This window comes from Pseudomonas sp. MAG733B (genome assembly GCF_036884845.1).
GTDB lineage: Bacteria > Pseudomonadota > Gammaproteobacteria > Pseudomonadales > Pseudomonadaceae > Aquipseudomonas.
In genome coordinates, this window is sequence record NZ_CP145732.1 from 1,058,695 (window position 1) to 1,073,462 (window position 14,768).

General features: G+C 60.7%; 13 protein-coding genes and 1 pseudogene. 12 read left to right on the plus strand and 2 right to left on the minus strand.

Features of this window, described 5'->3' with window-relative positions; all coding sequences use genetic code 11:
- Positions 1-7 precede the first annotated feature (7 nt).
- Positions 8-1,300, plus strand: coding sequence for a putative hydroxymethylpyrimidine transporter CytX (gene cytX, locus V6Z53_RS04800; RefSeq protein WP_338584400.1), 1,293 nt, complete (start codon positions 8-10; stop codon positions 1,298-1,300).
- Here the strand turns inward: cytX and V6Z53_RS04805 are convergent.
- Positions 1,269-2,015: an RsiV family protein gene (locus V6Z53_RS04805; RefSeq protein WP_338584401.1), complete on the minus strand. Its 747-nt coding sequence runs from the start codon at positions 2,013-2,015 to the stop codon at positions 1,269-1,271. The genes cytX and V6Z53_RS04805 overlap by 32 nt on opposite strands.
- A 224-nt stretch (positions 2,016-2,239) precedes the next feature.
- Here V6Z53_RS04805 and V6Z53_RS04810 point away from each other — a divergent pair, with 224 nt between their 5' ends.
- The 9 genes from V6Z53_RS04810 (at position 2,240) to V6Z53_RS04850 (ending at position 11,511) form a co-directional block, all read left to right on the plus strand.
- Positions 2,240-2,857, plus strand: a complete 618-nt coding sequence (locus V6Z53_RS04810; RefSeq protein ID WP_338584402.1) for an NUDIX domain-containing protein — start codon at positions 2,240-2,242, stop codon at positions 2,855-2,857.
- Complete coding sequence (locus tag V6Z53_RS04815) at positions 2,848-3,300, plus strand: DUF1249 domain-containing protein (protein ID WP_008063540.1); 453 nt, start codon at positions 2,848-2,850, stop codon at positions 3,298-3,300. The genes V6Z53_RS04810 and V6Z53_RS04815 overlap by 10 nt, the downstream gene beginning before the upstream one ends.
- A 111-nt stretch (positions 3,301-3,411) precedes the next feature.
- Complete coding sequence (gene cpdA / locus V6Z53_RS04820; RefSeq protein WP_338584403.1) at positions 3,412-4,227, plus strand: 3',5'-cyclic-AMP phosphodiesterase; 816 nt, start codon at positions 3,412-3,414, stop codon at positions 4,225-4,227.
- 45 nt (positions 4,228-4,272) lie between these two features.
- Positions 4,273-4,881, plus strand: a complete 609-nt coding sequence (locus V6Z53_RS04825) for a YqiA/YcfP family alpha/beta fold hydrolase (RefSeq protein ID WP_338584404.1) — start codon at positions 4,273-4,275, stop codon at positions 4,879-4,881.
- A gap of 44 nt (positions 4,882-4,925) precedes the next feature.
- A complete protein-coding gene (gene parE, locus V6Z53_RS04830) occupies positions 4,926-6,833 on the plus strand; it encodes a DNA topoisomerase IV subunit B (protein WP_338584405.1) in 1,908 nt (635 codons plus the stop codon).
- The gene (locus tag V6Z53_RS04835; protein ID WP_338584406.1) at positions 6,833-7,825 is read left to right on the plus strand and encodes an esterase-like activity of phytase family protein; all 993 of its coding nucleotides are present in this window, start codon (positions 6,833-6,835) and stop codon (positions 7,823-7,825) included. The genes parE and V6Z53_RS04835 overlap by 1 nt, the downstream gene beginning before the upstream one ends.
- Entirely contained in the window at positions 7,822-8,346 is a 525-nt protein-coding gene (locus tag V6Z53_RS04840) for a TIGR02281 family clan AA aspartic protease (protein WP_338584407.1), read from the plus strand. Before V6Z53_RS04835 ends, V6Z53_RS04840 begins: the two co-directional genes overlap by 4 nt.
- A gap of 7 nt (positions 8,347-8,353) precedes the next feature.
- On the plus strand, positions 8,354-10,621 hold the full coding sequence (parC, locus tag V6Z53_RS04845; RefSeq protein ID WP_338584408.1) for a DNA topoisomerase IV subunit A: 2,268 nt from the start codon (positions 8,354-8,356) through the stop codon (positions 10,619-10,621).
- A gap of 176 nt (positions 10,622-10,797) precedes the next feature.
- Positions 10,798-11,511: an ABC-type transport auxiliary lipoprotein family protein gene (locus V6Z53_RS04850; RefSeq protein WP_338584409.1), complete on the plus strand. Its 714-nt coding sequence runs from the start codon at positions 10,798-10,800 to the stop codon at positions 11,509-11,511.
- Positions 11,512-11,788: 277 nt separating this feature from the next.
- Here the strand turns inward: V6Z53_RS04850 and V6Z53_RS04855 are convergent, their stop codons facing one another.
- Positions 11,789-13,309 carry an AhpA/YtjB family protein gene (locus V6Z53_RS04855; protein WP_338584410.1) on the minus strand — a complete coding sequence of 507 codons (1,521 nt, stop codon included), beginning with the start codon at positions 13,307-13,309 and terminating at the stop codon, positions 11,789-11,791.
- Positions 13,310-13,444: 135 nt separating this feature from the next.
- On the opposite strand from V6Z53_RS04855, the gene serB reads away from it, so the two are divergent.
- Both serB and V6Z53_RS04865 read left to right on the plus strand, forming a co-directional pair.
- The gene (gene serB, locus V6Z53_RS04860) at positions 13,445-14,659 is read left to right on the plus strand and encodes a phosphoserine phosphatase SerB (RefSeq protein WP_034148725.1); all 1,215 of its coding nucleotides are present in this window, start codon (positions 13,445-13,447) and stop codon (positions 14,657-14,659) included.
- A gap of 28 nt (positions 14,660-14,687) precedes the next feature.
- A pseudogene (locus V6Z53_RS04865) lies at positions 14,688-14,768 on the plus strand (outer membrane lipoprotein carrier protein LolA); the annotation flags it as partial.

A 14,768-nucleotide genomic window follows, 5' to 3' on the forward strand; every position in this document is an offset into this window, starting at 1 on the left:
AACACCCTTGAGCATTCAACCCAGCACTTATTCACCTGATATCGCGGTGCCGATCGACAAACGTGTCTTCGGCGGTCGCGACCTGTTTTCCCTGTGGTTCTCCCTCGGCATCGGCCTGATGGTCCTGCAGACCGGCGCACTGCTCGCACCGGGCCTGGGCCTGTCCGGCTCGTTGCTGGCGATTTTCCTCGGCACGCTGGTTGGCGTTCTGTTGCTGGCAGCGGTCGGCGTGATCGGCAGCGACACCGGCCTGTCGTCGATGGCCGCACTCAAACTCAGCCTCGGTGCCAAAGGCGCGAGCCTGCCGGCGGTGCTGAACCTGTTGCAACTGATCGGTTGGGGCTCGTTCGAAATCATCGTCATGCGCGATGCCGCCAGCCTGCTGGGCGCAAAGGCTTTCAGCGACGGTAGCGCAATGTCCAACCCGATACTGTGGACGCTGTTCTTCGGCGCCTTGGCAACCTTGTTGGCCGTCAGTGGGCCGTTGACCTTCGTGCGCCAGATCCTGCGTAAGTGGGGCATCTGGCTGCTGCTGGCTGCGTGCATCTGGCTGACCTGGAACCTGTTCGCCAAGGCTGATCTGGCCGCGTTGTGGGCACAAGCTGGTGACGGTTCGATGCCGTTCGCCGTGGGCTTCGACATTGCCATCGCCATGCCGCTGTCGTGGCTGCCGCTGATTGCCGACTACTCGCGTTTCGGCAAGCGGGCGAAAAACGTCTTCGGTGGCACCGCCATCGGTTTCTTCATCGGTAATTTCTGGCTGATGAGCCTGGGTGTGGCCTACACGCTGGCGTTCGCGCCGAGCGGTGAAGTCAATGCTTTGCTGTTGGCGCTGGCGGGTGCCGGCCTGGGGATTCCGCTGCTGCTGATTCTGCTGGATGAATCGGAAAACGCCTTTGCCGATATTCACTCGGCGGCGGTGTCCAGCGGGATTCTGTTGCGCTTGAAAGTCGAGCACCTGGCGTTGGCCATCGGCGTGGTCTGCACCTTGATCGCCTTGCTGGCGCCATTGGCGCAGTACCAGAACTTCCTGCTGTTGATCGGCTCGGTATTTGCGCCGCTGTTCGGCGTGGTGCTGGTGGATCACTTCATCCTGCGCAAACGCAGTGGCCAGGTGGCGTCAGCCGCATTGCGCTGGCCGGCGCTGCTCGCCTGGCTGGGCGGGGTCAGCACTTATCATCTGCTGGCCAATCTGTATCCGGACATCGGCGCAACCCTGCCAGCATTGGTGGTGGCAGGGCTGCTGCAACTGGTGCTGGGCCGGGCCTTCAGTTACGGCCGGGAAACAGCTCGGGCTTGATAATGCCGTTCAGGCGAGGGTAGGGGATCTTCAGTTCGACATGGCCCAGCGCGTAAGGCGCGATGCTGCTGGTTTCGTACTTGAGGATCACCCCGCCATAGGTCAGCGCCACGTTCTGGGTTTTCTGGAACGGCCAGCTCTTCACGAACTCCGGTTCCTGATCGAGCTTGGTGCTGATCAACCAGCTGTTGTGCGCCACTTGCGCCGCTTTCCAGAACGCTTCTTCCTGCCCCGGCACCAGCATGTCCGACAGCGTCAGCACTTTGTGCTGCTGGCGTGAATAGTTGATGAAGCCGCGCCCCGGCGTGCCATGGGCACCGCCCGTGTCCAGGTAGCTGGATAATTCGACAATCACCAAGCCGTCATGCTGCTCGCGTACTTTCGCTTGCAGGTAGCTGCTGTTGCGCGGACCGGCGGTGCGCAAAAACTGTTCGCGATAGGCCGCCAGCGTCGGCGCCACTTGCGCATCGGGCGAGGTGCGGGTCATTTGCAGCAAGCGTTTTTCGATGATGCCGTCCAACTGTGGCTCGGCCGGGAAGTGCACGGTGTCGATGTTCACCAGCGGGCAGTCCTGGTCCGAGCAGCCTGGCTTGAGCTGTTCGGTGGCGTCGCGGGTGGTTTCCAGCGGCGCCCTGTAGTTGGGCTGGAACAGGCTCTGGCACGCGCCCAGAGTCAGGGCGATGGCGGCCACGGAGGCGATTTTAAAAAGCGACATGGGTGTCCTTCATAAATCAGGGAAAGGCAAAAAGTTACCCGCTTCGACTCTCAACGGGGCAGTCAGTTCGCCACTAAGCTAATTAGAGTGGGTTTCGCCCTCACCGTCTATCCCGCTGACGGGAAAGGGGCTGCATCAAACGTCACGGGCGCGTTAGGATGGCGCGAAGTCGAGGCTCAGGAAAAAATGTAGCCTCGAACAGGATTTGTAGAACGAGGATTGTCATGACTGATTTTGCCAACGCCATTCCGACCGCCGTCGATATCGTCCGGCGCGAAAAATGCTTCGAGGGTTTTTACAAACTCGATCGCGTGCACTTGCGCCACGAATTGTTCGCCGGCGGCATGAGTCGTGAAATCAGCCGTGAACTGTTTGTTCGCCACGATGCGGTGTGTGTGCTGCCTTATGATCCACAGCGCGACGAAGTGGTGCTGATCGAGCAGTTTCGCGTCGGCGCCATTGGCAAGACCGACAATCCATGGCTGATCGAACTGGTCGCTGGTCTGATCGACAAAGACGAACAACCGGAAGAAGTTGCTCACCGCGAAGCGCAGGAGGAAGCTGGGCTTGTGTTCGGGGCGCTGTGGCCGATGACCAAGTATTTTCCATCACCGGGCGGCAGCAACGAATTCGTGCATTTGTACCTGGGGCGTTGCGACAGTAAAGGGGCCGGCGGCCTGCATGGGCTGGAGGAAGAAGCAGAAGATATCCGCGTCACGGTGTGGGCGTTTGAAGATGCCCTGCAAGCCGTACGCGACGGACGTATTGCCAACGCGGCCACCATCATTGCCTTGCAATGGCTGGCTTTGAACCGCGTTGAAGTGAGGGGGTTATGGTCGTAAACAAGCTGCGCGATCGCTATCGGGTGGACCTGGTGGGGCTGCAAGCGTCCTGCGAGGCGAATTACGCGCGCCTGATGCGACTGCTGCCGGACATGCGCAGCGAGCCTGCGGCGCGGCGCATCGCCGTGACCCATGGCGACCAGATGCTGGGCGTGCTGGCGCTGGAGGTGCTGCAGGTCTGTCCGTACACCACCACCCTGCAAGTGCGTCAGGAACACAGTCTGCCGTGGCTGCCGGTGCCGCAACTGGAGGTGCAGGTCTATCACGACGCCTGCATGGCCGAAGTGGTCAGCGCCGAACATGCGCGACGCTTTCGCGGCATCTATCCTTACCCGAACGCCTCGATGCACCAGCCTGACGAAAAGGCTCAGCTGAACATGTTCCTGGGCGAATGGCTGAGTCATTGCCTGGCCTTGGGGCATGAGTACGAAGTCGTACGTTAATTCTGAGCCGCGTTGTGAACTGCGTCAGGTTCACAGGTTTCCCCTTTCGAGCGTCCCCCAGCATAATTGCGCCATTCATCCGATCCCGTGATCGCGCCCTGGGAGAACACCTTGCCGAGCGTATCCACATTGTCCACCGCCGAACCGGCGTTGCTGGTGCAACTCTCCGACAGTCATCTGTTCGCCGAAGCGGGCGGTACGCTGCTGGGCATGAACACCCGCGACAGCCTGCAAAAAGTCATCGAACTGGTGCAGGCGCAGCAGCCGCAGATCGATCTGATTCTGGCCACCGGTGATCTGTCTCAGGACGGCACGCTGGAGTCTTACCAGCAGTTTCGCGACCTGACCCGACAACTCGCTGCGCCGGCGCGCTGGATTCCCGGCAATCACGACGAGCCGCAAATCATGGCGGTGGCGGCGGTGCAAAGCGCTTTGCTTGAGCCGGTGGTGGATATCGGCAACTGGCGGGTCACGCTGCTCGATTCGGCGGTGCCGGGTTCGGTGCCGGGTTACTTGCAGGATGAACAGTTGCAGTTACTGGCTCGTTCGTTGAGCGAAGCGCCGGAGCGCCATCATCTGGTGTGCCTCCACCACCATCCGGTGTCGATCGGCTGTGCGTGGATGGAGCCGATCGGGCTGCGTAATCCCGAAGCGTTTTTTGAAGTCCTGGATCGTTTTCCTCAGGTGCGCGCCGTGCTGTGGGGGCATGTGCATCAGGAAATTGATCAATTGCGTAACGGCGTGCGTCTGATCGCCTCGCCGTCGACCTGCATTCAGTTCGAACCCGGCAGCGAGGATTTCAAGGTCGGAGAACAGGCACCGGGGTATCGCTGGTTGCGGTTGATGCCTGATGGGCGGCTGGAAACCGGAGTGGAGCGGGTCACCGGTTTCGATTTTACGGTGGATTACGGTTCCAACGGGTATTGATGCAGTAAACTCCCGCCTTCTTTACCCGACGCACAGGGAGTCCAAATGTCCGGTTCGATCCTTTATATCCACGGTTTCAACAGCGCGCCTGCATCGAAAAAGGCCACTCAGTTGAGCGAAGTGATGGACCGTCTGGGCCTGAGCGACCAGTTGCGTGTACCTGCCCTGCATCATCATCCCCGCGAGGCCATCGGTCAGCTGGAACAGGCGATCGCCGAGCTCGGTCGGCCGCTGCTGGTCGGCAGCTCGCTCGGCGGCTACTATGCGACTCACCTGGCCGAGCGCCATGGCCTGAAAGCCCTGCTGATCAACCCTGCCGTCAGTCCGCACCGGATGTTCGACGGATTCCTGGGAACGCAGAAAAACCTGTATACCGATGAAACCTGGGAATTGACCCACGACCACGTGACGGCCCTGGCCGAACTGGAAGTGCCGGCGCCACAGGATCCGCAGCGCTATCAGGTATGGTTGCAAACCGGTGATGAAACGCTGGATTATCGCCTCGCCCAGCAGTATTACCGGGCCTGTGCCTTGCGTATCCAGGCCGGTGGCGACCATAGTTTCCAGGGATTTGCCGCACAGCTTCCAGCCATGCTGACGTTTGCCGGCATTGGCGCAGATTTGTATCAGGCGATTGATTTCACGGCACTGTGAAACCTCGCCCCCTATTTTCAATGAACGACTGACGACGAGACCCCATGGCCACTCCCAGCGCTAGCTCTTATAACGCCGACGCCATCGAAGTCCTCTCGGGCCTCGACCCGGTGCGCAAACGCCCCGGCATGTACACCGACACCAGTCGGCCGAACCACCTCGCCCAGGAAGTCATCGACAACAGCGTCGACGAAGCCTTGGCCGGGCACGCCAAATCGGTGCAAGTCATCCTGCACGCCGATCATTCGCTGGAAGTCAGCGATGACGGCCGTGGCATGCCGGTGGACATTCACCCCGAAGAGGGCGTGTCGGGCGTTGAGCTGATCCTCACCAAGCTCCATGCGGGCGGCAAGTTTTCCAACAAGAACTACCAATTCTCCGGCGGTCTGCACGGGGTGGGTATTTCGGTGGTCAACGCCTTGTCGACCGAAGTCCGGGTGCGTGTAAAACGTGACGGCAACGAATACCAGATGACCTTCGCCGACGGCTACAAGGCCACCGAGCTGGAAATCGTAGGTACCGTCGGCAAACGCAACACCGGCACCAGCGTGTTCTTCGCGCCGGACCCGAAATACTTCGATTCACCGAAATTTTCCATCAGCCGCCTCAAACACGTACTCAAGGCCAAGGCCGTACTGTGCCCGGGGCTGCTGGTCAGTTTTGAAGACAAGGCCACCGGCGAGAAAGTCGAATGGCATTACGAAGACGGCCTGCGTTCCTACCTGGTCGACGCGGTCACCGAGTTCGAACGCCTGCCGGACGAACCGTTCTGCGGCGCTTTTGCCGGTAACAAGGAAGCGGTGGACTGGGCGCTGCTGTGGCTGCCGGAAGGCGGCGACGCGGTGCAGGAAAGCTACGTCAACCTGATCCCGACCGCGCAGGGCGGCACTCACGTCAACGGTTTGCGCCAAGGCTTGCTCGACGCCATGCGCGAATTCTGTGAGTTCCGCAGCCTGTTGCCACGCGGCGTGAAGCTGGCGCCGGAAGACGTCTGGGAACGCATCGCTTTTGTCCTGTCGATGAAAATGCAGGAGCCGCAATTCTCCGGCCAGACCAAAGAACGTCTGTCGTCCCGCGAAGCGGCGGCGTTCGTTTCCGGTGTGGTCAAGGATGCGTTCAGCCTATGGCTCAACGCCAATCCGGAAACCGGTCTGGCACTGGCCGAACTGGCGATCAACAACGCCGGTCGTCGCTTGAAGGCGAGCAAGAAGGTCGAGCGTAAACGTATTACCCAAGGTCCGGCACTGCCAGGCAAGCTTGCTGATTGCGCCGGGCAGGACCCGATGCGGTCCGAGCTGTTCCTGGTGGAAGGTGATTCCGCCGGTGGTTCGGCCAAGCAAGCGCGGGATAAAGAATTCCAGGCGATCCTGCCGTTGCGCGGCAAGATCCTCAACACCTGGGAAGTCGACGGCAGCGAAGTGCTGGCCAGTCAGGAAGTGCATAACATCGCCGTGGCCATCGGTGTCGATCCGGGCGCCGCGGACATGAGCCAGCTGCGTTACGGCAAGATCTGCATCCTCGCCGACGCCGACTCCGACGGCCTGCACATCGCGACCTTGCTCTGCGCCTTGTTCGTCCAGCATTTCCGCCCATTGGTGGATGCCGGTCACGTCTACGTCGCGATGCCGCCGCTGTACCGCATCGACCTGGGCAAAGAAATCTACTACGCCCTCGACGAAGCCGAACGCGACGGGATTCTCGACCGCCTGGTGGCCGAGAAGAAACGCGGCAAGCCGCAAGTCACGCGATTCAAAGGTCTGGGTGAAATGAACCCGCCGCAGCTGCGCGAAACCACCATGGACCCGAACACCCGGCGCCTGGTGCAACTGACGTTGGGCGATGATTTCGACGCGACCTCGGAAATGATGGACATGCTGCTGGCGAAGAAACGCGCCGGCGACCGCAAGACCTGGCTGGAATCCAAGGGCAACCTGGCGGAGGTGCTGGGCTGATGCGCTTGGGCTTTGCCCTGGCGTGTGCGTTGCTGCTGACCTCGATCACGGTGTCTGCCGAGCCGATACCGCAACTGCGTCTGTTGTCCGAGCATGCCATCGACGGCATGCGCGGCGGCAACCTGTCCGGGCTGGCGCAGTGTGGCAATAAGGAACTGTGGGCGGTATCCGACCGCGACGACGATCAGATCTATCGCCTCGATACCCAAGGTGGCGTCTGGCAGGCGGAAACCGTGGGCATCGGTGTGCCTGTTGTACCTGACAGCGGCTTACCCTGGGGGCTGCGTTCGCGGGCCTGGGCGGCATCGTTCGTGCGTGGCGGCGATCTGGATTTCGAGGGCATTACCTGCGACAGCGCGGGTAATCGCTACGTGGTCAGTGAATCCCATGCGGCAGTCCTGCAAATCCCGCCCACCGGACCGACGTCCTGGCTGAAGATTTCGCCGCTGATGGTTCGCGAAGCACGGGCCAGTGGCATGTTGTTGCGTTTCAACGCGCTGTTCGAAGGGCTGGCGATCAGTCCTGAAGGTGACAAATTATGGTTGGCCGCCGAGCGCGATAGCCGCGGGTTGCTGCTGATCAAGCGCAAGCAGACGGTCTGGGACTGCGACGGCGGTTGCGTATTACTGAGTGAGGCCGGGAAAGAAATGCAGCCAGCACAATTTCCCAACGCCAGAGCCGCGTCCCGGGACTTTGCCGACCTTTCACTGTTCAACGGCAAGCTGTTTACCCTTGAGCGCAATGCGTACGAGATTTGCCGTCGAGATGCGGTGACCGCCAAGGTCGAGCGCTGCTGGTCGTTTGCCGAGGAGATGCTGCAGGAAAATCGGCGCTATCCACAGCCTTTTGGCCTGGCGGAAGCGCTGGTGGTGGACGCTGAGGGGGCCTGGATCGGTATCGACAACAATACCGGTGTCCGCGCCGATGGCGAGGTTCGTCCGATCGTCTATCGCTTTGCCGCGCCTGACGGTGGCTGGAGCGCCAAGCCGTGAGTCAGCAAACGCCGGGAAAGCGCGCCGGTCGCGTGTTGATGGTGCTGGCCTGGTGCGCGGCACTGTTTCTGGCGACGCGGTTTTTCGGTCAGTGGGAAGAGCGTCAGCAAAACCCGAATGTGGTGGTGAGCTCGGAGCAGGGCGACGGTTTTATCGAGGTGAAACTGGCGAGCAACGCCCAGGGGCATTTCGTCGCCAGCGGCCAAATCAACGGTCAGCCGGTGGATTTCATGCTCGACACCGGGGCGACCGATGTGGCAATCCCGGCAGATTTGGCCAAGCGATTGAAACTGGAAGAAGGTTTCGGTGTGACCCTGAGCACGGCCAATGGCCTGAGCCAGGGCTATCGCACCCGTATCGACCGCCTGCAACTGGGCGACATCGTGCTGCGGGATGTCCGCGCACTGGTGGCGCCCGGCCTGCATGGCGACCAGGTGCTGCTCGGCATGAGCGCACTGAACAAACTTGAATTTACCCAGCGCGGTGGCACCATGCTGTTGCGCCAGACAACGAACCGATGAGGCCCGCATGAGCGACATCCTTGCAGACAGCTTAGATGGCGTAGAACGCCGATCGCTGGCTGACTTCACCGAAAATGCCTACCTCAACTACTCCATGTACGTGATCATGGACCGTGCCTTGCCGCATATCGGCGACGGCCTGAAGCCCGTGCAGCGGCGCATCATTTACGCCATGAGCGAGTTGGGGCTGGACGCCGATTCCAAGCACAAGAAATCGGCGCGTACCGTCGGTGACGTGCTCGGCAAGTTCCACCCGCACGGCGATTCGGCCTGCTATGAAGCCATGGTGCTGATGGCCCAGCCGTTCAGCTACCGCTACACGCTGGTGGACGGCCAGGGCAACTGGGGTGCGCCGGACGATCCGAAGTCCTTCGCCGCCATGCGTTACACCGAAGCGCGGCTGTCGCGTTATTCCGAAGTGCTGCTCAGCGAACTGGGCCAGGGCACGGCGGACTGGGGCCCGAACTTCGACGGCACCCTCGACGAACCGCTGGTGTTACCGGCACGTTTGCCGAATATCCTGCTCAACGGCACCACCGGCATCGCCGTGGGCATGGCCACCGACGTACCGCCGCACAACCTGCGCGAAGTCGCCAGTGCCTGCGTGCGTTTGCTCGATGAGCCGAAAGCCACGGTCGAACAGCTCTGCGAACACATCCAGGGCCCGGATTACCCGACCGAAGCGGAAATCATCACCCCGCGTGCCGATCTGCTGAAAATGTATGAAACCGGCAAGGGCTCGGTGCGCATGCGCGCCGTTTATCACATCGAAGACGGCGACATCATCGTCACCGCGCTGCCGCATCAGGTCTCCGGCGCCAAGGTGCTGGAACAGATCGCCGCGATGATGCAGGCCAAGCCGTCCAAGGCCCCGCAAATCGCCGACTTGCGCGATGAATCCGACCACGAGAACCCGTGCCGGATCGTGATCATTCCGGGGGCACGGAAGAACTTCGACCACGACGCATTGATGCAGCACTTGTTCGCCAGCACCGAGCTGGAATCGAGCTACCGGGTCAACGTCAACATCATCGGTCTGGATGGCAAGCCGCAGCTGAAAAACCTGCGGGCCTTGCTGGTCGAGTGGCTGGAGTTCCGGGTGCAGACCGTTCGTCGGCGCCTGCAATTCCGTCTCGACAAGGTCGAGCGTCGCCTGCACCTGTTGGACGGTTTGTTGATTGCCTACCTCAACCTGGATGAAGTGATTCATATCATCCGCACCGAGGAACATCCGAAAGCCGCGCTGATCGAGCGTTTCGCCCTGAGTGAAATCCAGGCCGACTACATCCTCGACACCCGTTTGCGTCAATTGGCGCGACTGGAAGAAATGAAGCTGCGTGCCGAGCAGGATGAACTGCTCAAGGAACAAGCCAAGCTGCAAGCGCTGCTGAGCAGCGAAGCCAAACTGAAGAAACTGGTACGCACAGAGCTGATCAAGGACGCTGAAACCTACGGCGATGACCGCCGTTCGCCAATCGTCGAGCGTACTGAAGCCAAAGCGCTGACTGAACACGATCTGTTGCCGAACGAAAAAGTGACGGTCGTGCTGTCGGAAAAAGGCTGGATTCGTTCCGCCAAAGGGCATGAAATCGACGCCACCGGACTTTCCTACAAGGCAGGCGATGGCTTCAAGGCACTGGCCGCCGGGCGTTCCAACCAGTTTGCGGTGTTCATCGACTCCACGGGTCGCAGCTATTCGGTGCCCGCCCACACACTGCCTTCGGCCCGTGGCCAGGGCGAACCGCTGACCGGTCGTCTGACACCGCCACCGGGCGCAAGCTTCGAATGCGTGCTGATGCCGGAAGATGATGCGCTGTACGTCATCGCGTCCGATGCCGGTTACGGTTTCGTGGTCAAGGGTGAAGACCTGCAGGCCAAGAACAAGGCGGGCAAGGCCCTGTTGAGCCTGCCGAACAACGCCAAGGTGCTCCTGCCGCGTGCGGTGGCCGATCGTGAACAGAACTGGCTGGCTTCGGTGACCACCGAAGGTCGCCTGCTGATCTTCAAGATCAGCGATCTGCCACAATTAGGTAAGGGCAAAGGCAACAAGATCATCGGTATTTCCGGTGAGCGTGTGGCCAGTCGCGAAGAATATGTCACGGACATCGCCGTCATCCCGGAGGGCGCCACTTTGGTGCTGCAGGCCGGAAAACGTACCTTGTCACTGAAAGCGGACGACCTCGAACACTACAAGGGTGAGCGTGGGCGTCGTGGTAACAAATTGCCACGTGGCTTCCAGAGGGTAGATGCGCTGCTCGTCGAAAACCTCAATTAAGCGTCCTAGAGCGCCGGATCTACGATTTAACGCGTAGATCGGCGCTTTGGCGCTGGAGTCGGAACGCATATTCACGGATGATATGGCCTTTCAAGCGCCGGCGTGGCCGAGCGTTCTTCATATTTATTGAGTATTTTCACTGTGGTTAGCCTTGTGGCAATCACCTGGATGGGACGATGACTGCTCTGCGCCTTCCTTTTATTTTGATGCTCGCCGGCGTTCTTGGCCTGGCGGGTTGCAGCGTTCACCAGCCGGTGTCGCTGTACCAACTGGACGCCGGAAGTCCGGTTCAGCCTGCGCAAAACGCGGGCATGGCGGTATTGCTGGGCCCGGTGACCGTTGCTGACTACCTGCAACGCGAAACCCTGTTGCAGCGTCAACCCGATGGCAGCCTGCAAGCCTCCACCGACGGTCGTTGGGCCGGGAGCTTGTCTTCGGACATCGATCAGCTGCTGCTGCGTCAGGTCGCCGGTCATCTGGACAGCCAACGCGTGGTGTTGGCGCCGGCAACCGTTGGCTTCACGCCGGATGTTCAAGTATTGCTGACCATCACGCGTCTGGATTCCGGCCAAAAGCAGCCAGCGATCCTCGATGCGCAATGGCGTTTGATCGACCGCCGTGGGCAGGTGCGCGACAACCGCATCATTCATTTGCAGGAACAGCACGCTGGCACCACGGCAGCGCAGGTTCAGGCTCAGGGCGTGTTGTTGCAGAAACTGGCCGAACAGCTGTCGACCGCGCTCAAGCCGCTGGCCAACCAGCCACCGATCGCCGAAGCGCCAAAGAAACCGGCACCCAAGCCTGTGGCGCCTGCGGCTGAAGCGGAAAAGCAGCCGAAGATCCCGATGGCTTCGCCGATCCGTACGGATATGGAAGTGTTCCGGTTCTAAGGCTGGATCGATTCAAACCAAAGCCCGCCTTGTGCGGGCTTTGTTGTTTCTGTCGTTGGAGATCTCGGGTGCCTGTTCTGGCCTCATCGCGGGCAAGCCTTGCTCCTACAGGTAACGTGTCCAACGTGTAATACGGGCACAACCCGGAACTTGTAGGAGCAAGGCTTGCCCGCGATGGGGCCGGGGCAGGCAATAAAAAAGCCCGCAGACGAGCAATCATCTGCGGGCTTCAATATGTAAAGGCTGAAAGATCGCAGCCTTCGGCAGCTCCTACGGCTTAAGCCCGACGCTCATGCATCCGCGCCAGTTGCCGCTCCAGCATCGATGGATAAGGCTCCATCAACCGCTCCACGCAGCAAGCGCCTTCAGGGCTGGCAATCGGGCGGATCCGTGCGCGTTGACGGATCAACGCGTCGTCACTGATCTTGCGCTCCACCAGCAGCAGGTTGCGGCTGTGTTGCGACAGGGCCAGGGCATCCTGGGCGGTGTCGGTCAGCAGCAGATCGATCTGGCTGAGGCCGAACAACTCGTCGCCCAAGGTCAGGCCCAACTGCAATTGCAGGGTGATGCCGCTGTCGGCGACTTCGATCTGCAACTGATGGCCCAGCGCACGCAGCAACTCGCCGCAGCAGATGGCATTGGTCAGGTAGTCGTCACCGCTATCTTCGGTGTGGAACAGCATCAGCGTGCTGCCATCGTTCAGGGTGTGCAGTTCACTCTGGTAGAGCGACGCGGCCTGGTCGAGGCAGTCGCGGTAGCGTTTGAGCAGTTCTTCCAGGCGAGTGCGCGGCAAGCGACGCAGCTGCTCCTGGGAACCCAACTGCACAGCCAGAACGGCACTGTGTTGTGGCACGTTCGATGGCGCAGGACGGGCGACCGGTTTTGCTGCGCTGTCTGCCGATTCATCGATCAAATCAGCGAAGGCATCGTCGTCGTCATCGTCTTCGACGGTGCTGACAACCCGCCGTGGCGCCGCTTTCAACGCTGCCATCGGGCGGCTTTCGTCGAAACTCGGGTCGCGCAGGTTACGCACTTCGAAGCCCGGCTCGGCATCGTCATCTTCGTCGTCAAACTCGGGTTCCGGCACCGGTTCCGGTTCGGCGGGCTCTGGGGCGAAATTGGCGTGCAGCTGACGCGCCAGGTCGCCGATCTCATCCTGGCGTTCGGTGGCCGGGGTGTATTCGTCGATATTGCGCAGCCATACGCGCAATTGCAGGAGCGGCGTGGAGATGTGCCGGCCCAGGCGCAGGCTCAAGGCCAGGGACAGCGCCAACAGGATCGCACTCAGGATGCCCATGCTTTGCAGGCTGATGGTCATCGGTTGCTGGAACTGATCCATGTCCAGGCTGATGCGCAGCTGGCCGGCGGTCACGTCCTGGAAGGTGATCTTGCTCTGGTACATGCCCTCGGCTTCGCCCAACAGGCCGTGCTTGGGGCGCTGACCGGCTTCGGCGAGGATGCGGTTGTCCACGCTATAGATGGCGGCGTGGGCCACCAGCTTGTTCTTGGTCAGGTTGTTGAGCAGCACGTTGAGGCTGAGGATGTCGTTGGACACCAACAGCTCGGTGGCCGAGGTGGCGGTCTGCGTGGTCAGGCTTTCGCCCAGCGCATCGGCCTGCTCGTGCATGGCCTGCTTGAACTGCAAACCCATCACGCAGGCGTAGATCACCAGGGCCAGAGCGACCAGGATCACGTTATGGCTGGCGATGCGTAATGCAATCGGTACACGGCGGTGGCGCAGTGCCCGGAAGATCAGCAGGAAGAAGTTATCGGTTTTTACTGGCGTGGGCCGGTTCACTTGAGCTCGGCTCTTTTGTCCGTGAAGTTGACGCGCAGTATAGCGAGAGGCCCTAGACCGGCAAAGCGCTCACGGTGCCCGATGGTCACTGAATGTGGGTAGAATGCGGTTTTTTTCCACCTGCGGGGGTGCGCCTTGCGCGAAATCGTCCTGATAAACATCACGGGAGTCGACCGTCCGGGTCTGACTGCGGCCATTACCGGCGTTCTGGCCCAGGGTGGTGTGAACATTCTCGACATCGGTCAGGCGGTGATCCACGACACTTTGTCGTTCGGCATCCTGGTTGAAATTCCCGACACCGAGCAAGGCAAGTCCGTGCTCAAGGACATCCTGTTCAAAGGCTACGAACTGGATCAACAGGTGCGTTTCACGCCGGTGTCCGAAGAGGATTACCAGCAGTGGGTCGGCAACCAGGGCAAAAAACGCCACATCGTGACGTTGCTGACCCGCAAAGTGACCGCCGGGCAATTGCAGGCTGTGAGCTCGATTACCGCCAAATACGGCCTGAACATCGACCACATCGATCGTTTGTCCGGGCGCATGCCACTGGACACCCCGGCTGACAAGGGCAAAGGCTGCATCGAGTTTTCCGTGCGTGGCGAAGCGGCCGATCCGCAGGCGCTGCGTGCTGAATTCCTCAGCGTCGCCCAAGAGCTGAACGTCGATATCGCCTTCCAGGAAGATTCGCTGTTCCGTCGCAACCGTCGTCTGGCGGTGTTCGACATGGATTCGACCCTGATCGAAGCCGAAGTGATCGACGAGTTGGCCAAGGCCGCTGGTGTGGGCGACAAGGTCTCGGAAATTACCGAACGGGCAATGGCTGGCGAACTGGACTTCCGCGCCAGCTTCAAAGAGCGCCTGGCCTTGCTCAAAGGTCTGGATGTCGGCGTGCTGGACTCGATCGGCGCCTCGCTGCGTCTGACCGAAGGCGCTGAAACCCTGTTCGCCGAACTCAAGCGTCTGGGTTACAAGACCGCCATTCTGTCGGGCGGCTTCACCTACTTCGCCAAGCAATTGCAGGCCAAGTTAGGCATCGACTACGTGTTCGCCAACGAGCTGGAAGTGGTCGACGGCAAGGTCACCGGCGTGGCAATCGAGCCGATTGTCGATGCACAACGCAAGGCGGATCTGCTGAAAGAACTGGCGCATAAGGAAGGCTTGCGACTGGAGCAGACCATTGCGGTCGGCGACGGCGCCAACGACTTGCCGATGCTGGCGATTGCCGGGTTGGGCGTGGCATTCCGTGCCAAGCCGCTGGTGAAACAGTCGGCGAAGCAGGCGATTTCCACCCTTGGGCTGGATGGTGTGCTGTATCTGCTGGGCTTCCGCGATCGCGACGGACAGCTCTAAAGCAATTGTAGGAGCGAGCCTGCTCGCGATGGACGTTAACGATGACGTGGGCATTCTGAATGTCCGCGGCGCCCTCAAGTTCTTCGCGAGCAAGCTCGCTCCTACAGTG

What these genes read in the sequence shown, in the direction of transcription:
- V6Z53_RS04805 (WP_338584401.1), bottom strand. Translation starts at nt 2,015, where the DNA reads ATGTCGCTTTTTAAAATCGCCTCCGTGGCCGCCATCGCCCTGACTCTG.
- V6Z53_RS04810 (WP_338584402.1), top strand. Translation starts at nt 2,240, where the DNA reads ATGACTGATTTTGCCAACGCCATTCCGACCGCCGTCGATATCGTCCGG.
- V6Z53_RS04815 (WP_008063540.1), top strand. Translation starts at nt 2,848, where the DNA reads ATGGTCGTAAACAAGCTGCGCGATCGCTATCGGGTGGACCTGGTGGGG.
- V6Z53_RS04825 (WP_338584404.1), top strand. Translation starts at nt 4,273, where the DNA reads ATGTCCGGTTCGATCCTTTATATCCACGGTTTCAACAGCGCGCCTGCA.
- parE (WP_338584405.1), top strand. Translation starts at nt 4,926, where the DNA reads ATGGCCACTCCCAGCGCTAGCTCTTATAACGCCGACGCCATCGAAGTC.
- V6Z53_RS04835 (WP_338584406.1), top strand. Translation starts at nt 6,833, where the DNA reads ATGCGCTTGGGCTTTGCCCTGGCGTGTGCGTTGCTGCTGACCTCGATC.
- parC (WP_338584408.1), top strand. Translation starts at nt 8,354, where the DNA reads ATGAGCGACATCCTTGCAGACAGCTTAGATGGCGTAGAACGCCGATCG.
- V6Z53_RS04850 (WP_338584409.1), top strand. Translation starts at nt 10,798, where the DNA reads ATGACTGCTCTGCGCCTTCCTTTTATTTTGATGCTCGCCGGCGTTCTT.